We start from the raw sequence: 15,692 nt of genomic DNA, 5'->3' as shown, positions 1-15,692 counted from the left end.
CCTCTACTCTGCCCAGGCGCCTCCTCGGCGGCGAGCGCTGCAGGGGTGGGTGCGCCGTCGTGCTGTTTCCTGGAGACGACCGGACCGGCTCCACGGCCGACCGCCTTGACCACCAGGACGGCAACCAGCGTGGTAACCGGGATGGCAAGAACCAGGCCTATTGATCCGACCAGGGTACGAACCACCTCTTCAACGAGTTCACCGCTGGTCAGGGCGGTCATCAGGGAACTGTCCTGTAGCGACACGAGGATCAGCAGTGGAAGGGCGGCGCCCGCGTAGGCAAAGGCAATCGTGTAGACCGTTGAGGCGATGTGGTCGCGCCCAATGCGCATGGCCCCGGCGAACAGCCGCCGCGTGGACGTTCCTGGCGCCAGTTCGTAAAGCTCCCAGACCGCCGAGGACTGGGTGATGGTCACATCGTTGAGCACACCGAGCCCGGAAATGATCAGTCCGCAGAGGATGATTCCGGAGAGCGAGACCTCAGGCGCTGCATTGATCAGTGCACTTGCGCTGTCATTGCCCACACCGGTGAGGTTCGCGGTGTCCGTGGCCCAGGCTGCCAGCAGCGCGGTGATGGCGAGTCCGAAGATCGTGCCGAGCAGCGCCGTCGAGGTTCGCGCCGAGAAGCCGTGCGCAAAGTAGAGGACCCCGAACATGATGACAACCGAGCCCACCAGCCCCAGCAGCAAGGGAGGTTTGCCCTCGATCAGCCCGGGCAGCATGAACTGTGCCAGGACGAGGAGCGCGCCCACCAGTCCGATGATCGCCCGCAGTCCGCGCCACCGGGCAACAGAAACAACGACGACGGCGTACAGCACCGCGAGCGCTGCCACGGGAAGCGTGCGCACGAAGTCCACGAAAATGTAGGGCGTGCCTGCACCGTTGATGACACCGTCGAGATTGAGGTAGCGGATTGAATCGCCCGGTTCCACCTGACCGGAACGTGCAATTTCAGGGTTGAGTTCCACCGGAACGGCTGAGCCGCCGGAGTCAGGCTCTGTGTAGGCGACCAGGCACTGCTGCGCTTCGCCGCCGGCGTCGACGGTTGGTTGGGAGGACGGGCAGTCCTCCGAAACCACGCGCTGCACCGTACCCACATCCATTGAGGTGCCGGGCGCGGTGGCGAGCGGATCGGCAACGGTGATGCCGGACCGGTCGGCGCCCGGCCACAGCATCATCATCGCGACGAGTGTGATGACGCCGAGCGGAACAAGGATCGCCGCGAGGAGAAAATTCGCCCGCCGGCGCGTTCTTGACAGGGCAGCGATCTGCTCCGGGTTGGGTGGAGGAGCGGCCCCGTCAGAAGGATGGATATGGCTGTGGCCCACTCATCGTTCCTTGCTGTCGGTGTACTACTGGCAGGATGGAAACCGGCCTGCCTGGTGCGGAGTCCCCCGAGGATTCTACGCAGGATGGCGGTCGGGAGCAGGGACGCAGCGCATGGCCTGTGTGTATCCGGATCGGAAGTGAGTGGAGGGTGCATGGCGAAGGAACGGTTCAGTGAAGCCGACCAGGATGCGGACGGGTCAATGGCGCATGCGCCGGAAGTGACGGTCCGGCCGGCGGCTGGCGCCGTACGCGGGGTTGTGCTGGTGCTGCACGGTGGGCGCTCGAACAGCTTCGAGCCGGTGCGGTCACGACACCTGAGCCCGGCACGGATGATTCCGTTTGCCCGGCTGCTTTCTTCCTGGGGATCCCCGGCCGGCCTTGAGACCTGGAGCCTGCGGAACAGGGTGCGAGGATGGAACGGCGAGCACATGTCCGCGCTGCACGATGCGCGCTGGGCGCTGCAGCAGATCCGGAAGCGTCACCCCGGCAAGCCTGTCTACCTGCTGGGCCACTCGATGGGTGGCCTGACGGCCCTGTGCGCGGCGGATGATCCGCAGGTCCGCGCCGTCGTAGCCCTGGCACCATGGCTTGACAGCACAACGCCGCTGCAGCAGGTGTCCGGACGAAGAGTGCTCATCGTCCATGGGGACGCGGACCGCTGGACCTCGCCGCGGCAGTCACTGAGATACGCGCAGCGAATTCAGCACATTGCCGACGACGTCCGGTACGTCACGCTGACCGGTGCCGGACACTTCATGTTCACGAAACTTTCCGTATGGCACGAGCTCAGCGCCTCTTACCTGCTGAAGAGTTTCTCCGACGACACCGGCGCACCGGTGGACGCGAAGTACCTCCGGCGCGCTGCGGACGTGCTCGTTGAACCCTCACCGCTCGGCGTCACGCTGTGAACCCGTTGTCCCTTTCCCCCCGTTCGAAGCGGGGCGTCTGAACGATGGCCTGGGTTCCGAAGCAGAGCGTCCGGTTCTACCGCATGCTGGTGCACAGCGGTCTGCTGCTGCGGTGGATCTTCCGGATGCGCGTCATGGTCAGCGGCGAATCACATCTGCCTTCCGCGCACGCAGGCACGGGGGTGTCACGAACGCCTGTGCCTGGAGAGGGAGCGGTGTTCGCTATCACCCACTTCGGTTACCTCGACTTTGCGTTTGCCGAGCTTGTGCTGTGGAAGCATACCCGCGCCCAACTGAAGTTTCTGATTACCAAGGCTGCGGCGTCGCACTGGTTTGCAGGACCGGCCATCTCCGCCTGCGGACACGTGATCGTCGACCGCAGCGCAGGCGCCGCGGCCTACGAGGGTGCGCTCGAAAAACTTCGCGCCGGCGAGTACATCGCCATCCTTCCCGAAGCCGGTGTGAGCCGTAGCTTCACGGTGCGCGAGCTCAAGACGGGCGCGGTACGCCTTGCGGCCGAAGCCGATGTGCCGCTCATTCCCGTGTCAGTCTGGGGAGCACACCGGCTGATGACCCGCGGTCACGGGTTCTCACTCCGCCGGGCCTGGCGTGCACCAATCCGGGTTCACATCAGCGAACCGATCAGGCATACCCAGGACGCGGACATAGCCCTCGAGACGGAACAACTACGTGCGGAACTGCAGGACGGCATTGACCGCGGGATTGCTGATTTTCCGCTGGTGCCGCCACCTGGCGCGTGGTGGCAGCCTGCCCATCTCGGTGGAGGTGCGCTGACCGAGGCCGAGCGTGCTGCAGCGGATGCACGGGACGCCGCGGCCGGACGTTACCGCCGCGGATGATCTAGGCGACGCGGGTGACGCAGGCGACAGGACTTCGGTCAGTCGCTGACAACCCGCGTTTCCGCCACGACCCTGGCGGCACCAGTGGCAAGCAGCGGATCAAGCACCTCAACCAGCGCGGTCATGGAGTCATCAACCTCCAACTGCACGGGGTACTGATACACCAGCATCGCCAGCAGCGACGCGACGGCAGCGCTCTGCTCGCTGGGCCGCAGGCCTGTGTCGCACCCGATGAGCACGTCTGCCGGCGCGTCCGTTCGGCTCTGTGTGTAGCTCAGCGCGAATGCCGCAATCGCACCGCCGGCGCTCCTGGGCTTGTCACGCAGGACCACGGCACCACCGGCACCTGCCGTATCAGCGAGCAGGAACTGCTGCGCCTGGCCCAGCGTCATATCAGCCGGGTCCCACGAGTGCACCGCGTTGTACCACTCGGTCACCGCCCTGGTGAGCTCAACCGAACCGGTTGCAGCCTCCTCAAGCTGGGGGCCGTCGTCGTCGTCGAAGTTCGGTACCGCGAGCGCTCCGGGTGCAACCTCGATGATCCGCGAGCGCTGGATCTCCCGGAAGCCTGCCGCCGCTGCGAAGGCAGCGCCGTCAGATCCGGGGACCACCTTTGCCCGCAGCGTGGAAACGCCCGACGGCGACGAGCCGGCTTCGTGGCGGAGCATTCCCAGGAGCGTGGCGGCAATCCCTGTTCCCCGATGAGCCTGGCTGACCTCAACGTAGGCCCAGAGCCGCTGATCATGAAGCTTCGGCTCGAAGACGTAAGCGGCAGCGACCGGCACGGCCACACCGTCCATTGCATCTTCTGCCACGATGCAGCGCAGCCACGGGGAATCCGACGACGGCCGGAACAGTGCCCGGGACTGCTCTGCCTGCGGATTCGGCGGGCCTCCCCACACCTGCAGGAGTTCGAGGTCGTCGCCGTCACGCCAGGGGCGGTACTGGATTGCCAATTACGCGCCTACCAACCGCTGCGCCAGGTAGCCCTCGACCTTGTCGAGGGAAACGCGTTCCTGGGCCATGGTGTCGCGTTCACGGATAGTGACGGCCTGGTCTTCGAGCGTGTCGAAGTCCACGGTGATGCAGAACGGGGTACCGATTTCATCCTGGCGGCGGTAACGACGGCCGATGGCACCGGCGTCGTCGAAGTCGATGTTCCAGCTCTTCCGCAGCTGGGCTCCCAGATCCTTGGCCTTGGGCGAGAGGTCCTCGTTGCGGCTGAGCGGGAGAACGGCGGCCTTCACCGGAGCAAGACGCGGATCGAGCTTGAGGACGGTGCGCTTGTCCACGCCGCCCTTCGCGTTGGGCGCCTCATCTTCTGCGTAGGAGTCCACGAGGAACGCCATGAAGGAGCGGGTCAGCCCGGCGGCAGGCTCGATGACGTAGGGGGTGTACCGCTCGTTGGTGGCCTGATTGAAGTAGCTCAGCTCTGTGCCGGAGTGCTTCGAGTGCGTGGAGAGATCGAAGTCGGTGCGGTTGGCGACGCCCTCAAGCTCACCCCACTCGGAGCCGGAGAATCCGAAGCGGTACTCGATGTCCGTGGTGCCCTTGGAGTAGTGGCTCAGCTTTTCCTGCGGGTGGACGAAGAGGCGCAGGTTGTCCGGGTTGATGCCGAGGCCGGTATACCAGTCGAACCGTTCCTTGATCCAGTACTCGTGCCACTCATCATCGGTGCCGGGCTCGACGAAGAACTCCATCTCCATCTGCTCGAACTCACGGGTGCGGAAGATGAAGTTTCCGGGTGTGATCTCGTTGCGGAAGCTCTTGCCGATCTGGCCGATGCCGAACGGTGGCTTCTTGCGGGACGTAGTGAGCACGTTGTTGAAGTTCACGAAGATGCCCTGCGCGGTTTCGGGCCGTAGATAGTGCATGCCCTCTTCACTGGCAACAGGGCCGAGGAAGGTTTTCAGCAGACCGGAGAACTCCTGGGGTTCCGTCCACTGGCCGCGGGTGCCGCAGTTGGCGCAGGCAATGTCCGCCAGGCCGTTCTCCGCGGGCCTGCCCTTCTTCTCCTCATACTCTTCCTCGAGGTGGTCAGCCCGGTAGCGCTTGTGGCAGGAGAGGCACTCCACCAGGGGGTCGGAGAATACTTCGACATGGCCGGATGCTTCCCATACCTGGCGGGGAAGGATAACCGAGGAGTCCAGACCGACGACGTCCTCGCGCCCACGGACCATTGACTGCCACCACTGGCGCTTGATGTTTTCCTTGAGCTCGGCGCCAAGGGGTCCGTAGTCCCAGGCGGAGCGGGAACCGCCGTAGATTTCACCGGCCTGGAAGACGAAGCCGCGCCGCTTGGCGAGGGAAATGATTGGGTCCAGGGCTGAAACCTGCTTGGCCACGATGAATGCCATCCTCTACATGTTTGGACAGGCCGCTGGGTGCGGTCGTCGTTGTGCCGTGCGGAACGGCCCAGCAGCCGGAATTCAACGCGAACTGCCGTGCCGGACCAGGCGGGCGAAGCTACTACCTTAGCCTACCGAAACACGCCTGCCTGCTCGCTGGCGCTAAGGTCGTTCCTGTTGGTCCGGCGCGGGAACCGCCCGGGATTCACCGTTCAAGGAGGAACAGCATGGCAGGGAATGTGGTTGTGGGAGTCGATGGCAGCGAAACCGCTTATAAGGCGGCATCACGGGCAGCGACGCTCGCGCAGGGGCTGGGAACCGAACTGGTCGTTCTGAGCGCGCACATCACCGGCAACACGGAGATCGTCAAGATCGGCAGCGAAACCTGGGTGCTGGATGATGCCGAGCGTGCGCTGGAGATGGCAGAGCAAGTGGCAACCAAACTGCGCGGTGAGCACCCGGGGGTGGAAATTCGCCCTGCTGCCGGCCGCGGGAAGCCCCAGGACGTCCTGATGGAAGAGGCCGAGCGCTCGGGCGCCCAATTGCTCGTGGTAGGCAATGTGGGCATCAAGGGGCTAGGGCGAGTGCTGGGGAGCGTCGCCTGGAGCGTTGTTCACAACGCTCCGTGCGACGTCCTCGTAGTGAAAACAGCTTCCTGACTACCGCCGGTTGAGGATGCCGCGGATCATTCCGCCGACTCCACCGGAACCGGGGCGGTTGGCGCCGCTACGTCCCGTTCGCATCCCGCCGGTCCGCGGTGCGCCTCGGGTTGTTCCGGCGCTGCCTCCGCCTGCGAATCGGCCGGCGGCGCTCCTGATGATGTTGCTTAGGCCCATGGGAAATCTCCTTTGCCTCACATAGTTCCCCGCTTCGGGAGTTCCGACCCTACGCGCCTTGGGGGCAGTTTTCTACCGGTGATGGGGGCGGTTTTCTACCGGTGATGAGGCGGTCTCCCACCGGTGATCTACCGGCGGGTAGGGAGCCCTTGACGCGGCGGGACAACTGTCCATAGATTGAACGCACCCCTGTGCCGTGATCCGCGTCACAGGGGTTCGAGTGTCTGCAACCGTAGGCACGCCTTTGCGACAGAAGGAACAACGGTGATCCCAAACGCTCTACTTAAGCGCGCCCATTTTCGGCGAGCATCGCTTGCATTTGCCGGTGGACTCGCGCTCGTTGCCTCGGGAGGGCTGGCGGCAACTGCCGGGCCAACCCACGAGAACAGCAACAACAACACCTCTGAAAAGCTCCGCGCCGCCGTCTCGGTTGACCGGGTGGTCGGTCATCTTGAATCCCTGGACGCGATCGCCGATGCCAATGACGGCACCCGGGCATCCGGAACCCCGGGATATGACGACTCCGTGGCCTACGTGGTCGGGAAGCTCCAGGCTGCTGGGTACTCCCCCGTTGTGCAGGAATTCATGTTCCCGTACTTCCAGCAGCTGAGCCCTTCGGTCCTCACCCAGATCAGCCCGGAATCACAGGTTTACGCAGCGGAATCCTTCGCGACCATGACCTATTCCGGGGCAGGAGAAGCGGTGGGCGCTATCACCGCCGTCGACACCACCGGTACCGCCGGCGCCAACACCAGCGGGTGTGAAGCCACCGACTTCGATGGATTCGCAGCCGGATCAATTGCGCTGATACAGCGTGGCAGTTGTTCGTTCGCGCAGAAGGCCAGCAACGCAGAAGCAGCCGGGGCCACCGCCGTCGTCATTTTTAATGCCGGATCGGAAGGCAGCACCGGTCCGATCAACGGCACCCTCGGGGCGCCGGGAATCGATATTCCGGTCCTGGGAGCAAGCTTCGACGTGGGCGTAAGCCTGATCGGCGAGAACGTCACGGGCACAGTGACGGTGGACACCGTCTCCGAGAACCGCGCGACTTACAACGTGCTTGCGGAAACCGCAACCGGCGACGCCGACAATGTGGTGATGGTCGGCGCTCACCTCGACAGCGTGGTGGCCGGTGCCGGCATCAATGACAACGGCACGGGTAGCGCCGCAATCCTTGCGGTCGCGGAATCGATGCAGAAGGTCAAGACTGCAAACAAGGTCCGCTTTGCCTGGTGGGGTGCAGAAGAACAGGGACTCCTCGGCGCTGAGCACTATGTCGCAGACCTCGCGGAGACGGGAGAGCTGGACAGGGTTGGGCTGTACCTGAACTTCGACATGATCGGCTCCGCCAACTTTGGCCGCTTCGTGTACGACGGTGACAACTCGGCCTTCCCTGTCGGTCCCGGCGCTGCTGAGGGTCCTGCGGGATCCGGTCAGATCGAGCAGGATTTCCACGACTACTTCGCAGCTGAGGGACTGGCCTCAGGTGAAACAGCGTTCAGCGGACGTAGTGATTACGGACCATTCATTGCAGAGGGCATTCCCGCAGGCGGACTGTTCACCGGTGCAGAGGGCATCAAGACCGAGGAGCAGGCAGAACTGTTCGGTGGCGTTGCCGGCGAACCCTACGATGCCTGCTACCACGCAGAATGTGATGACCTGAGCAACGTCAGCGTTGAGTCACTGGACCAGATGAGCGATGCGATTGCTCATCTGACCCTCACCTACGCCATGAACACGACAGCGGTGAACGGCGTTGGAGACAACGTGAAGGGTAACTTCAAGCAAAAGGGCGGCTTCGAAGGCAACCCGCTGGGCGGCGGCACCGAAAGCGGCGGCGGGCTCCACCCGGAGCATGACCACGATTCCGAACTGGCCGACCGGTAGTATCCCGGGCTAGCCAAAGGCGGGTCGGGACCACTTCTTTCGGGTGGTCCCGACCCGCCTTCTCGTTGCCTGCGATCTTTTCCTGGATCAGTGTCGCAGCAGGCGCCGGTTCCAGGGCAGCGTGGTCAGGATGATGGCCCCCAGCGCGAGGATCGGTCCCGCCACGGTGGCGAAGACGACGACGGTCCCCGGTGTGGGGAGCACAAGGTCCAGTGCCAGCGAACCCAGCAGCTGGCCTGCGATCATTCCGAGGCCGGTGAGCAGCACACCCAGGGATCGCACCAGGAGGGCGCCGATACCGATGAAGATGCATCCCATCGGCCCGCCCAGGTAATACCACCACTCTTCCGGCAGCGGTTCAGGAGGGCCGGTGAGCACCAGTTTCACTAGCCAGGCGGCGAGGAGCACGACCGATCCGGCAATGAAGTTCATCAGGGTGGCGGTAATGGGTGTGCCGTACTGCACGGCGGCGGTTCCGTTCATGGCTTGTTGGAAGCTCACCAGGATGCCGGCTGCGATGGGAAGCAGGAGCGGAAGGATGAGTGCCGCCGTCGTACCTGTTCCGCCGAGGCGGGGTGAGACTGCCCAGATAACTGCCGCGACCGTCAGCGTCACGCCGATTACCCGCATGATGGTGATTATGCGCCGCCCGCCGGGTCCGATCCCGAGCCTGTCCACGGCGAGTCCGCTCAGCGTCTGGCCCATGACCGCGGCGACCGTAAAGAGCGCGACTCCAAGGACCGAGATGGTGAGCGCCTGCGAGAAAACAAACAACGCACCGATGGTCCCTGCGGCCAGGTAGATGCGGGGAAACCGCCGCTGCCGCACGGCAGGGATCAGCTGGCCGAGGCCCGCCCGTCCGCGCGGAAGCAGCAACGAGATCAGGATCATCAGCACCAATCCGGTACCGAAACTGATGAGCGCGGCTGCAAGTCCGTCGTCGAGCGTTTGCCCCAGTGCTCCGTTGATCCTGCTTTGAAGCGGAATGGCTACGCCGGAGGATATTGCCAGCGGGAGGCCGATGACGGCGGGAAGGTGGGGGGCTCGAGACACCCGTTAAACCCTAGGGCACTGACCTGTTCCGGCCGGTCACTTCCGGCGGGCAGAATGTAACCATGAGCATAAACGATGAGACCAGCGCCGCCACTGAAGTGCCTATCCGTGACTCGATGATCCGGCTGGGCCAGTTGGTCAAGCTGGCCAATCTTGCCGAGGATGGGGTGGAGGCCAAGGAACTCATCGAGAACGGCCTGGTGAAAGTCAACGGTGAGATCGAGGATCGCCGGGGACGCCAGATTCATCCCGGTGATTCCGTGACGGTGAACGGCGTTACCGTGACAGTGGTGCAGGGATAACGCAGGCATCGCGGGCTTCGGCTTCGCACACCGCAACGAGAAAGTCCGATGTTGGCGTCCAGGCCTGAAGATCCCACGTGGCCAGGCGCAAGGAGACGGAGAAGCCGGCGCCGGCGACGTCAGTGAAAAACCGGTCGAAGGTGTAGCCGCGCCCGGCGCCGAACCCGACGATCAGGCGTCCACCGCGCGCCAGGTGGCGATGCAGGCGTGCAAGAACCTGTGGCGCCGTGCCCGGAGCAAGGAAGGCGAGGACGTTTCCTGCGCAGACAATCACGTCAAAGGACTTAGCCACTCCGCGGGCCGGCAGATCCAGCTCTGTCAAGTCTCCCACCAGCCACACAGGCCCTGGGTGGGCTGCCCTCGCCGCTTCGACCAACTGGGCGTCCGCGTCAACTCCCACCACGGAATGGCCACGCAGCGCCAGTTCCCCGCCAACCCGGCCTTGCCCGCAGCCGGCGTCGAGAATACGCGCATTTCGGGGAGCCATTGCGTCGACGCACCGGGCTTCCCCGTGTAAGTCCGCACCCTCGGATATCAGCTGTTCAAAACGCTGGATGTAGGCGGCTGACCTGTTGGGGTCCGCGCGTTTTCCTGCGTCCCAGAGCGTTTCTTTCTTCACATTCGGGAGTCTAACCCGCCACCGTAACGGCGTTACCGTGACAGTGGTGTCCGGCTGACGCCGGGCACCACCATCTGCAGAAATTCCCGCACATGTCCCAGTTCCTGTGCGTTGATGCTGTGGTACATGCCCGCGTAGAGCACCTTGGTGAGCTTGGTGTGGCGGTTCAGCCAGCCGTGGGTGAACTCGATTCGATCGGCGGGAATGACCGGGTCTTCCTGATCCCGGCCCCAGAAGAACGGCACTGGCTTCGCAACAAGCGCGCTGTCGTTGAAGAACGTGCTGCCGTCGGTCGGCACAACAAACCCTGAGAGCCCGACGACGGCCGCGTAGTCTGCGGGCCGGGCACGCAGCATGGAGCTTGCCACTGCCATGCCCATCGAGAAGCCGAGCAGGGTGACGCTCGAGTGCGACTGCTTGATGGAGTCGACCCAGTCAATGACGTCCTGGACGGCGGCGGTGACCTTGTCGACCGAATAGGCGGCGTCCTGCATCAGCGGGAACCAGGTGAAACCTGCTCCCAGGGCGACGGGCGCACGTACGGATGCCACGGTGAACTCGTCGGGCAGGAAGTCGAGGATACCCATGAGGTCTTCTTCGTTGGCCATGTGTCCGTGCAGCAGCACCAGCAGCGGCGAGCCGGAGCGCTCGTCTTCGGGCTTCGACCAGACGACAGTCGGTGCGGTCGAGGCCGGGCCGGTCCCGGGCCCGGTCTCGGGGGCGGAGGCGGAGGCGGAGGAGGAGGCGGAGGAGGGCGCAGCAGAACCGTCAGTCGAGGAAAAATTCGTCATAGCTCCATAGTGGCATGTTGAACTGTGCCGGCTGCGTGCTGCGGCAGGCTGCGACTCAGCCCGCGCGCAACCGTAGCGCTGAGGCGCTCTCCTTGACATCGCCGTCGTCGGTGTTGCTATAGAACGCTGCTGCCAGCGCGGGCTCAAGCTGCGCAATCTCGGTGAGGAAGGCATCGTGGCCGATGGGAGATTCAATGGTGTGGACGGCAACGTTCCCGGGCAATGCGGACGCCAGTTCAACGGACTGGCGAGGCCAGTAGAGGCGATCCGAATCCACCGCCGCGACGAAGAACTCTGCCGAGGCAGCTGCGAGTGCAGTGCTGAGGCTCCCCCGGTCACGGGCAACGTCGTGGCTCATGAGCGCTTCAGTGAGGATGACGTAGCTGTTGGCGTCAAACCGCCGGACCAGCTTTTCCGCCTGATGGTCCAGGTAGCTCTCCACCTGGTAGCGGCCGCGCCCGCCCGGCACCGACGACCCAAAAGGCTCTTCCATACCCTGCGCTGCCCGACCGAACCGGTGTACGAGTTCCGCCTCCGAACGGTAGGTGATGTGCGCGATGCGCCGGGCAAGGCCCAACCCATCCTCGGGACCGGCGCTTCCGTAGTAGTCGCCGCCGGTGAACCGCGGGTCGAGGCGAATGGCCTGCACCTGGGCCTGCGCGAAGGCGATCTGCTCCGCGGTGCTCGCTGCTCCGCACGCGATGACGGCGCACCGTTGCACCCGCCCGGGATAGGTGACAGCCCACTCAAGAGCCCTCGCGCCTCCCATTGACCCACCCAGCACGGAGTGCCAGGAGGAGATGCCCAGCAGGTCTGCGAGCAGTGCCTCGGCACGCACGGAATCGCGGATGGTGACGAAGGGGAAACGCGAACCCCACGGCTTGCCCTCCGGATCAAGCGACGCCGGCCCCGTGGATCCGTAACAGCCGCCCAGCATATTGATGGACACCACGAAGTAGCGGTTCGTGTCGATGGTTCTGCCCGGACCCACCAACCCGTCCCACCAGCCATCCTCGGAGGACTCGCCCCGCGCTACATGTGAGCTGCCGGTGAGTGCGTGCTCGATCAGCACCGCATTGGAGGCATCGGCATTGAGCGTGCCCCAGGTCTCGTAGGCGAGGACGACATCGGGCAAATGGCCGCCTGTTTCCAGCGCCAACGGGCCAATCCGGAACCGTTGCACGACGACGCCGTCAACCAGCCCCGCTTCCGGCTGCGGAACCGCTGTGGTGATGCCTGTCAAAACCCTGCCGCCTCACTGAATCGCGCTTGCTCCTGCACTGCATGCAGGGCCTGGTCTTCACCCGGGGCACCCCGCCGCGAGGGAGGGTTGCCGGACAGCAAGCCGGGGCTGATGGCGGGTGGAACCTGCCGCACTGTCACTCGTTACCTCGTATTAGGAAACCTGACCAGCGCGGGTGAGGGCAACTTGTGTGACTCGCCGTGAAATGAAGCCGGCTGGCGTAGTAGCCGTGAAAGGCGCGCGTGCGGCAGAGGATGCTTGAGTGGGGCCGTTCGGCGTCTATGGGAAAACGGTCGGCCCCACTCAAGGGGGACACCCAGTGGGCGTCCCTGGCAGGAAACTCCGGCGGTCTCGGAACCGGGCTCCCTGTGTGAAGCAACTATCCGGCTCTGACCTTGGGTTTTGCTTGGAACATCGTCGCCCGCGGTGTGACTTAGGTAACCCTTAGTCGAGGCCTCCATCACAAAGTGCCAAAATGGGGCCATGCGCCTGGATCATGTGTCTTATGCCTGCGAACCTGACGGACTGACTGCTACTGCGGAACGGATTTCCGACGCCCTCGGAGTTGAATTCGTGAAGGGTGGAATCCACCCGCGGTTTGGCACCCGCAACATGATTTTTCCGTTGGTCAACGGCCAGTACCTCGAGGTAGTCGAGGTCCTTGACCACCCAGCCTCGGACAAGGCTCCATTTGGCCAGGCGGTGCGGGCACGGTCCGAGGCCGGCGGCGGCTGGATGGGCTGGTGCGTAGCCGTTGATGACCTCGCCCCGTTCGAGGACCGCCTTGGCCGCAGCGCCGTCCCCGGTAACCGCAAATTCCCGGACGGGCAGGAGCTGACCTGGCAGCAGATCGGCATCAAGGGCCTCATCGCTGACCCTCAGGTCCCCTACATGATCCGCTGGGATGAAGGCACGGAGTCCCTCCACCCATCCCAGGCGCGCACCGCGTCCGTGCGCCTCAGCGCGCTCACCATCGCCGGGTCGGCAGAGCGCGTCACAGAGTGGCTCGGAACGCCCGTCACCCACCCGTTGGACGACGTCGACGTCGAGTGGATCGCCCCCAACGGCACGCCCGGCATCATGTCGGTAGCGTTCGAAACCCCGAAGGGTGCGGTCCGGATCTAATTGGTTCTTTCGGACGCTGGTTCCCCAGGCCGCGTGGCCGGGGGTTAGCTTCCGATGCCGATAGCCGGGCCGAAGAGCGCGAAGCCGACAAAGCCTGCAATGTCCAGCAGCGCATGCGCTATCACCAGGGGCATCACCCGCTTGGTGCGCGTGTAGGCGTAGCCGAAGATCAGCCCCATGATCACGTTCCCGATGAACGGGCCGATCCCCTGGTACAGGTGATAGCTCCCTCGCAGGAGCGCCGAAGTCACAATAATCACCGGGACTGACCAGCCCAGTTCCCGGAGCCGCTCAAAGAGGTAGCCCACCACAATGACCTCTTCGAGCACCGCGTGACGGATCGCCGAGAGCACCAGCACAGGCAGCGTCCACCAGTAGGTGTCGAGCGCCGTCGGGATGATCGCAGTGGTAAGCCCCAGTGCCCGGCCCGCGGCGTACACCCCGAGCGTTCCCACCCCGATCACCGCGGCCAGCCCCACTCCCAGACCGAAGTCGACCTTCGGTTTGCTGAAGGTGAAGCCAATCCGGCGGAAGGCCGACTTCCCCGGCTGGGTGAGCAGGAACAGCACAAGCACCACGGGAACCAGCGCAAAGAAGATTCCCAGCAGCTGGTAGGTGAGATCGAAGTACTGCCGGTTGTCCAGAACCGGATTGAGCCTGGTGGTCTGCGCAGCCAGCGGCGCACGGGTCAGCTTGTCGATCAACTCCACCACCGCGTAAACCCCGGCCTGGCCGAGGGACAGACCAAGGACAATCAGGATTTCCGCTTTGATCCTCTTCCGGCGGGCGGTCGGGGATAACGACGACGGCTGGCTGGTTTTGGCGGTTGGCATGCCTTCATGGTGCCGTACGCTTCGGTGCTTGCCAAAGCGTACAAAAACGGTTCCCCGGGAAGTTTTTGTCGCCTATCTGCTGTTCTGAGCGTCGTGAAACAGCAACTAGGCGACAAAAACTCAACGGAGGCGCTGCCCGGCGCGCCACACCGCATGGGTCAGCTGCATCCCCGGACGGTAAGCCAGGTGGGTTGCGGACGGTGCGTCCAGCAGTTGCAGGTCCGCGCGGTGTCCGACAGCGAGCGACCCAACGGCCAGCCGGCCGCCGTCGTCGGTTGTTTGTTCGCGGTGGAGGGCAAGCGCACCGCCGTAGGTTGCCGCGCGGACAGCTTCGGCAACCGTCAGTCCCATCTGCAGCACGGCCGTAGCTACGCAGAACGCCATGGACGAGGTGTAGGACGTCCCCGGATTGCAGTTGGAGGCAAGCGCGACGGGTACTCCGGCATCCAGCAGCTGCCGGGCGGGCGCGAGGGGTTGGCGGGTGGACAGATCGCACGCGGGCAGGCAGGTTGCCACCGTCCCCCGGCTGTCCGGATCACCCTCCCAGCCGGACCAGGAACCTGCGAGGGCGTCGATGTCCGACAGCTCCAAATGGTTCACGTGGTCGACGCTGGCCGCTGCCTCCTCCACAGCGAGCCGCACGCCCTCCCCCGGGCCGAGCTGGTTCCCGTGCACCCGAAGTCCCAGACCCGCGTCCCGGCATGCGCGAAGCACTTCACGGCTCTGGTCCGGTGTGAACGCGCCCGTTTCGCAAAATACGTCAGCCCACTGCACGTAGGGCCGGACGGCGCTGAGCATGGGTCCGGTGACGGTCTGAACGTAGTCGTCCGCTTTCCACCCCTGCGGAACGAGGTGTGCTCCGAGGAAGGTCAGCTCGTCCGCTGTTGCAGCGGCGATCCGTGCGCTGCGGGCTTCTTCCTCGACGTTGAGACCGTAGCCGGTCTTGGTTTCGAGGTAGGTGGTTCCGTTCGCTCCGGCTTCGGCCACCCGCTGGGCCACGAGCGAGCCGAGTTCCTCATCCGAGGCGCGCCGCGTGGCGTCCACCGTCACAGAGATCCCGCCCGCGGCATAGGACTGCCCGGCCATGCGTGCCTCGAATTCCGCGGTTCGGTCGCCGGCGAACACCAGGTGGGTATGGCTGTCCACCCAGCCGGGCAGGCAGGCGCGGCCACCGGCGTCGTACCGGGAATCAGCGGCAGGAGCGTTTGCGGCCGGACCGAGCCAGGCGATCCGCTCATCCTCGAGCACGATCGCCGCGTCCTTGAGAACCCGCTGCTCGGCGTCCTGCGTCATGAGCTCGCCGATGCCGGTGATGATCGTTGTAGCGCCCGTCATGAGAGTGCCTTCCCCGTTGTGGCCTTCGTTGTTGGTGCTGCCTCGTCCATCCGCGCAATCGCCGCGGCGAGCAGCGTGCCCGGATCCCCCAGCCGCACATGGCGCCCGTTCCGGGCCACCACTTCCCCACCGACGACGACGGCGGTGACATCCTGCGCTGTTGCCGTCAGCACGAGCTGGGCCGGGGAAGAGCCGGCCGTGCGAGCGGTCGCGGGATCAAGTG

General features: G+C 64.7%; 16 protein-coding genes, 1 pseudogene and 1 riboswitch. Of the genes and pseudogenes, 6 read left to right on the top strand and 11 right to left on the bottom strand.

Annotated elements, in window-relative coordinates; genetic code table 11:
• A partial coding sequence (locus P4U43_RS15685) for a YibE/F family protein (RefSeq protein ID WP_404800760.1) occupies positions 1-1,328 on the bottom strand: 1,328 nt, incomplete at its 3' end.
• Between the two features lie 153 nt (positions 1,329-1,481).
• Between P4U43_RS15685 and P4U43_RS15680 the strand changes: the two genes are divergently transcribed.
• Positions 1,482-2,237, top strand: coding sequence for an alpha/beta hydrolase (locus P4U43_RS15680; RefSeq protein ID WP_277359578.1), 756 nt, complete (start codon positions 1,482-1,484; stop codon positions 2,235-2,237).
• Positions 2,238-2,281: 44 nt separating this feature from the next.
• Positions 2,282-3,097 carry a lysophospholipid acyltransferase family protein gene (locus P4U43_RS15675; protein ID WP_277359577.1) on the top strand — a complete coding sequence of 272 codons (816 nt, stop codon included), beginning with the start codon at positions 2,282-2,284 and terminating at the stop codon, positions 3,095-3,097.
• A 38-nt stretch (positions 3,098-3,135) separates the two neighbouring features.
• On the opposite strand, the gene P4U43_RS15670 is transcribed toward P4U43_RS15675, so the two are convergent.
• Together P4U43_RS15670 and P4U43_RS15665 are read right to left on the bottom strand one after the other, a co-directional pair.
• Complete coding sequence (locus P4U43_RS15670; protein ID WP_277359576.1) at positions 3,136-4,053, bottom strand: GNAT family N-acetyltransferase; 918 nt, start codon at positions 4,051-4,053, stop codon at positions 3,136-3,138.
• Positions 4,054-5,445, bottom strand: a complete 1,392-nt coding sequence (locus tag P4U43_RS15665; RefSeq protein WP_056549224.1) for a glycine--tRNA ligase — start codon at positions 5,443-5,445, stop codon at positions 4,054-4,056.
• 227 nt (positions 5,446-5,672) lie between these two features.
• Between P4U43_RS15665 and P4U43_RS15660 the strand changes: the two genes are divergently transcribed.
• Positions 5,673-6,104, top strand: a complete 432-nt coding sequence (locus tag P4U43_RS15660; RefSeq protein WP_277359575.1) for a universal stress protein — start codon at positions 5,673-5,675, stop codon at positions 6,102-6,104.
• Here P4U43_RS15660 and P4U43_RS15655 read toward each other — a convergent pair whose 3' ends face one another.
• Positions 6,105-6,281 carry a hypothetical protein gene (locus tag P4U43_RS15655; protein WP_277359574.1) on the bottom strand — a complete coding sequence of 59 codons (177 nt, stop codon included), beginning with the start codon at positions 6,279-6,281 and terminating at the stop codon, positions 6,105-6,107.
• A gap of 264 nt (positions 6,282-6,545) precedes the next feature.
• Here P4U43_RS15655 and P4U43_RS15650 point away from each other — a divergent pair, with 264 nt between their 5' ends.
• Positions 6,546-8,168 (top strand): M28 family peptidase, encoded by a 1,623-nt coding sequence (locus P4U43_RS15650; RefSeq protein WP_277359573.1) that lies wholly within the window; start codon positions 6,546-6,548, stop codon positions 8,166-8,168.
• 87 nt (positions 8,169-8,255) lie between these two features.
• Here P4U43_RS15650 and P4U43_RS15645 read toward each other — a convergent pair whose 3' ends face one another.
• Entirely contained in the window at positions 8,256-9,221 is a 966-nt protein-coding gene (locus P4U43_RS15645; RefSeq protein WP_277359572.1) for a DMT family transporter, read from the bottom strand.
• A 62-nt stretch (positions 9,222-9,283) separates the two neighbouring features.
• Here P4U43_RS15645 and P4U43_RS15640 point away from each other — a divergent pair, with 62 nt between their 5' ends.
• Complete coding sequence (locus tag P4U43_RS15640; protein ID WP_277359571.1) at positions 9,284-9,523, top strand: RNA-binding S4 domain-containing protein; 240 nt, start codon at positions 9,284-9,286, stop codon at positions 9,521-9,523.
• On the opposite strand, the gene P4U43_RS15635 is transcribed toward P4U43_RS15640, so the two are convergent.
• The 3 genes from P4U43_RS15635 to metX are packed head-to-tail and all read right to left on the bottom strand — an operon-like array spanning position 9,498 to position 12,176.
• Complete coding sequence (locus tag P4U43_RS15635; protein WP_277359570.1) at positions 9,498-10,142, bottom strand: class I SAM-dependent methyltransferase; 645 nt, start codon at positions 10,140-10,142, stop codon at positions 9,498-9,500. The two genes, P4U43_RS15640 and P4U43_RS15635, sit on opposite strands and share 26 nt — an antisense overlap.
• A 32-nt stretch (positions 10,143-10,174) precedes the next feature.
• Positions 10,175-10,933 carry an alpha/beta hydrolase gene (locus tag P4U43_RS15630; RefSeq protein WP_277359569.1) on the bottom strand — a complete coding sequence of 253 codons (759 nt, stop codon included), beginning with the start codon at positions 10,931-10,933 and terminating at the stop codon, positions 10,175-10,177.
• A 55-nt stretch (positions 10,934-10,988) separates the two neighbouring features.
• Positions 10,989-12,176, bottom strand: a complete 1,188-nt coding sequence (gene metX, locus P4U43_RS15625) for a homoserine O-acetyltransferase MetX (RefSeq protein ID WP_277359568.1) — start codon at positions 12,174-12,176, stop codon at positions 10,989-10,991.
• 17 nt (positions 12,177-12,193) lie between these two features.
• A riboswitch (SAM riboswitch) is annotated at positions 12,194-12,324 on the bottom strand.
• Between the two features lie 335 nt (positions 12,325-12,659).
• Here metX and P4U43_RS15620 point away from each other — a divergent pair.
• Positions 12,660-13,301, top strand: coding sequence for a VOC family protein (locus P4U43_RS15620; protein ID WP_277359567.1), 642 nt, complete (start codon positions 12,660-12,662; stop codon positions 13,299-13,301).
• A 44-nt stretch (positions 13,302-13,345) separates the two neighbouring features.
• Here P4U43_RS15620 and P4U43_RS15615 read toward each other — a convergent pair whose 3' ends face one another.
• The 3 genes and pseudogenes from P4U43_RS15615 to P4U43_RS15605 all read right to left on the bottom strand — a co-directional run.
• Positions 13,346-14,134 carry a CPBP family intramembrane glutamic endopeptidase gene (locus tag P4U43_RS15615; protein WP_277359566.1) on the bottom strand — a complete coding sequence of 263 codons (789 nt, stop codon included), beginning with the start codon at positions 14,132-14,134 and terminating at the stop codon, positions 13,346-13,348.
• Between the two features lie 120 nt (positions 14,135-14,254).
• Positions 14,255-15,469: an imidazolonepropionase gene (gene hutI / locus P4U43_RS15610; protein WP_277359565.1), complete on the bottom strand. Its 1,215-nt coding sequence runs from the start codon at positions 15,467-15,469 to the stop codon at positions 14,255-14,257.
• Positions 15,466-15,692, bottom strand: a pseudogene (locus tag P4U43_RS15605) (hypothetical protein); the annotation flags it as partial. The pseudogene P4U43_RS15605 and the gene hutI, both read right to left, overlap by 4 nt.

The organism is Arthrobacter vasquezii (genome assembly GCF_029455255.1).
Taxonomy (GTDB): Bacteria; Actinomycetota; Actinomycetes; order Actinomycetales; family Micrococcaceae; genus Arthrobacter_D; species Arthrobacter_D parietis.
The sequence above is the reverse complement of the archived record's forward strand: the minus strand, read 5'-3'. Positions and strand labels throughout refer to the sequence as shown.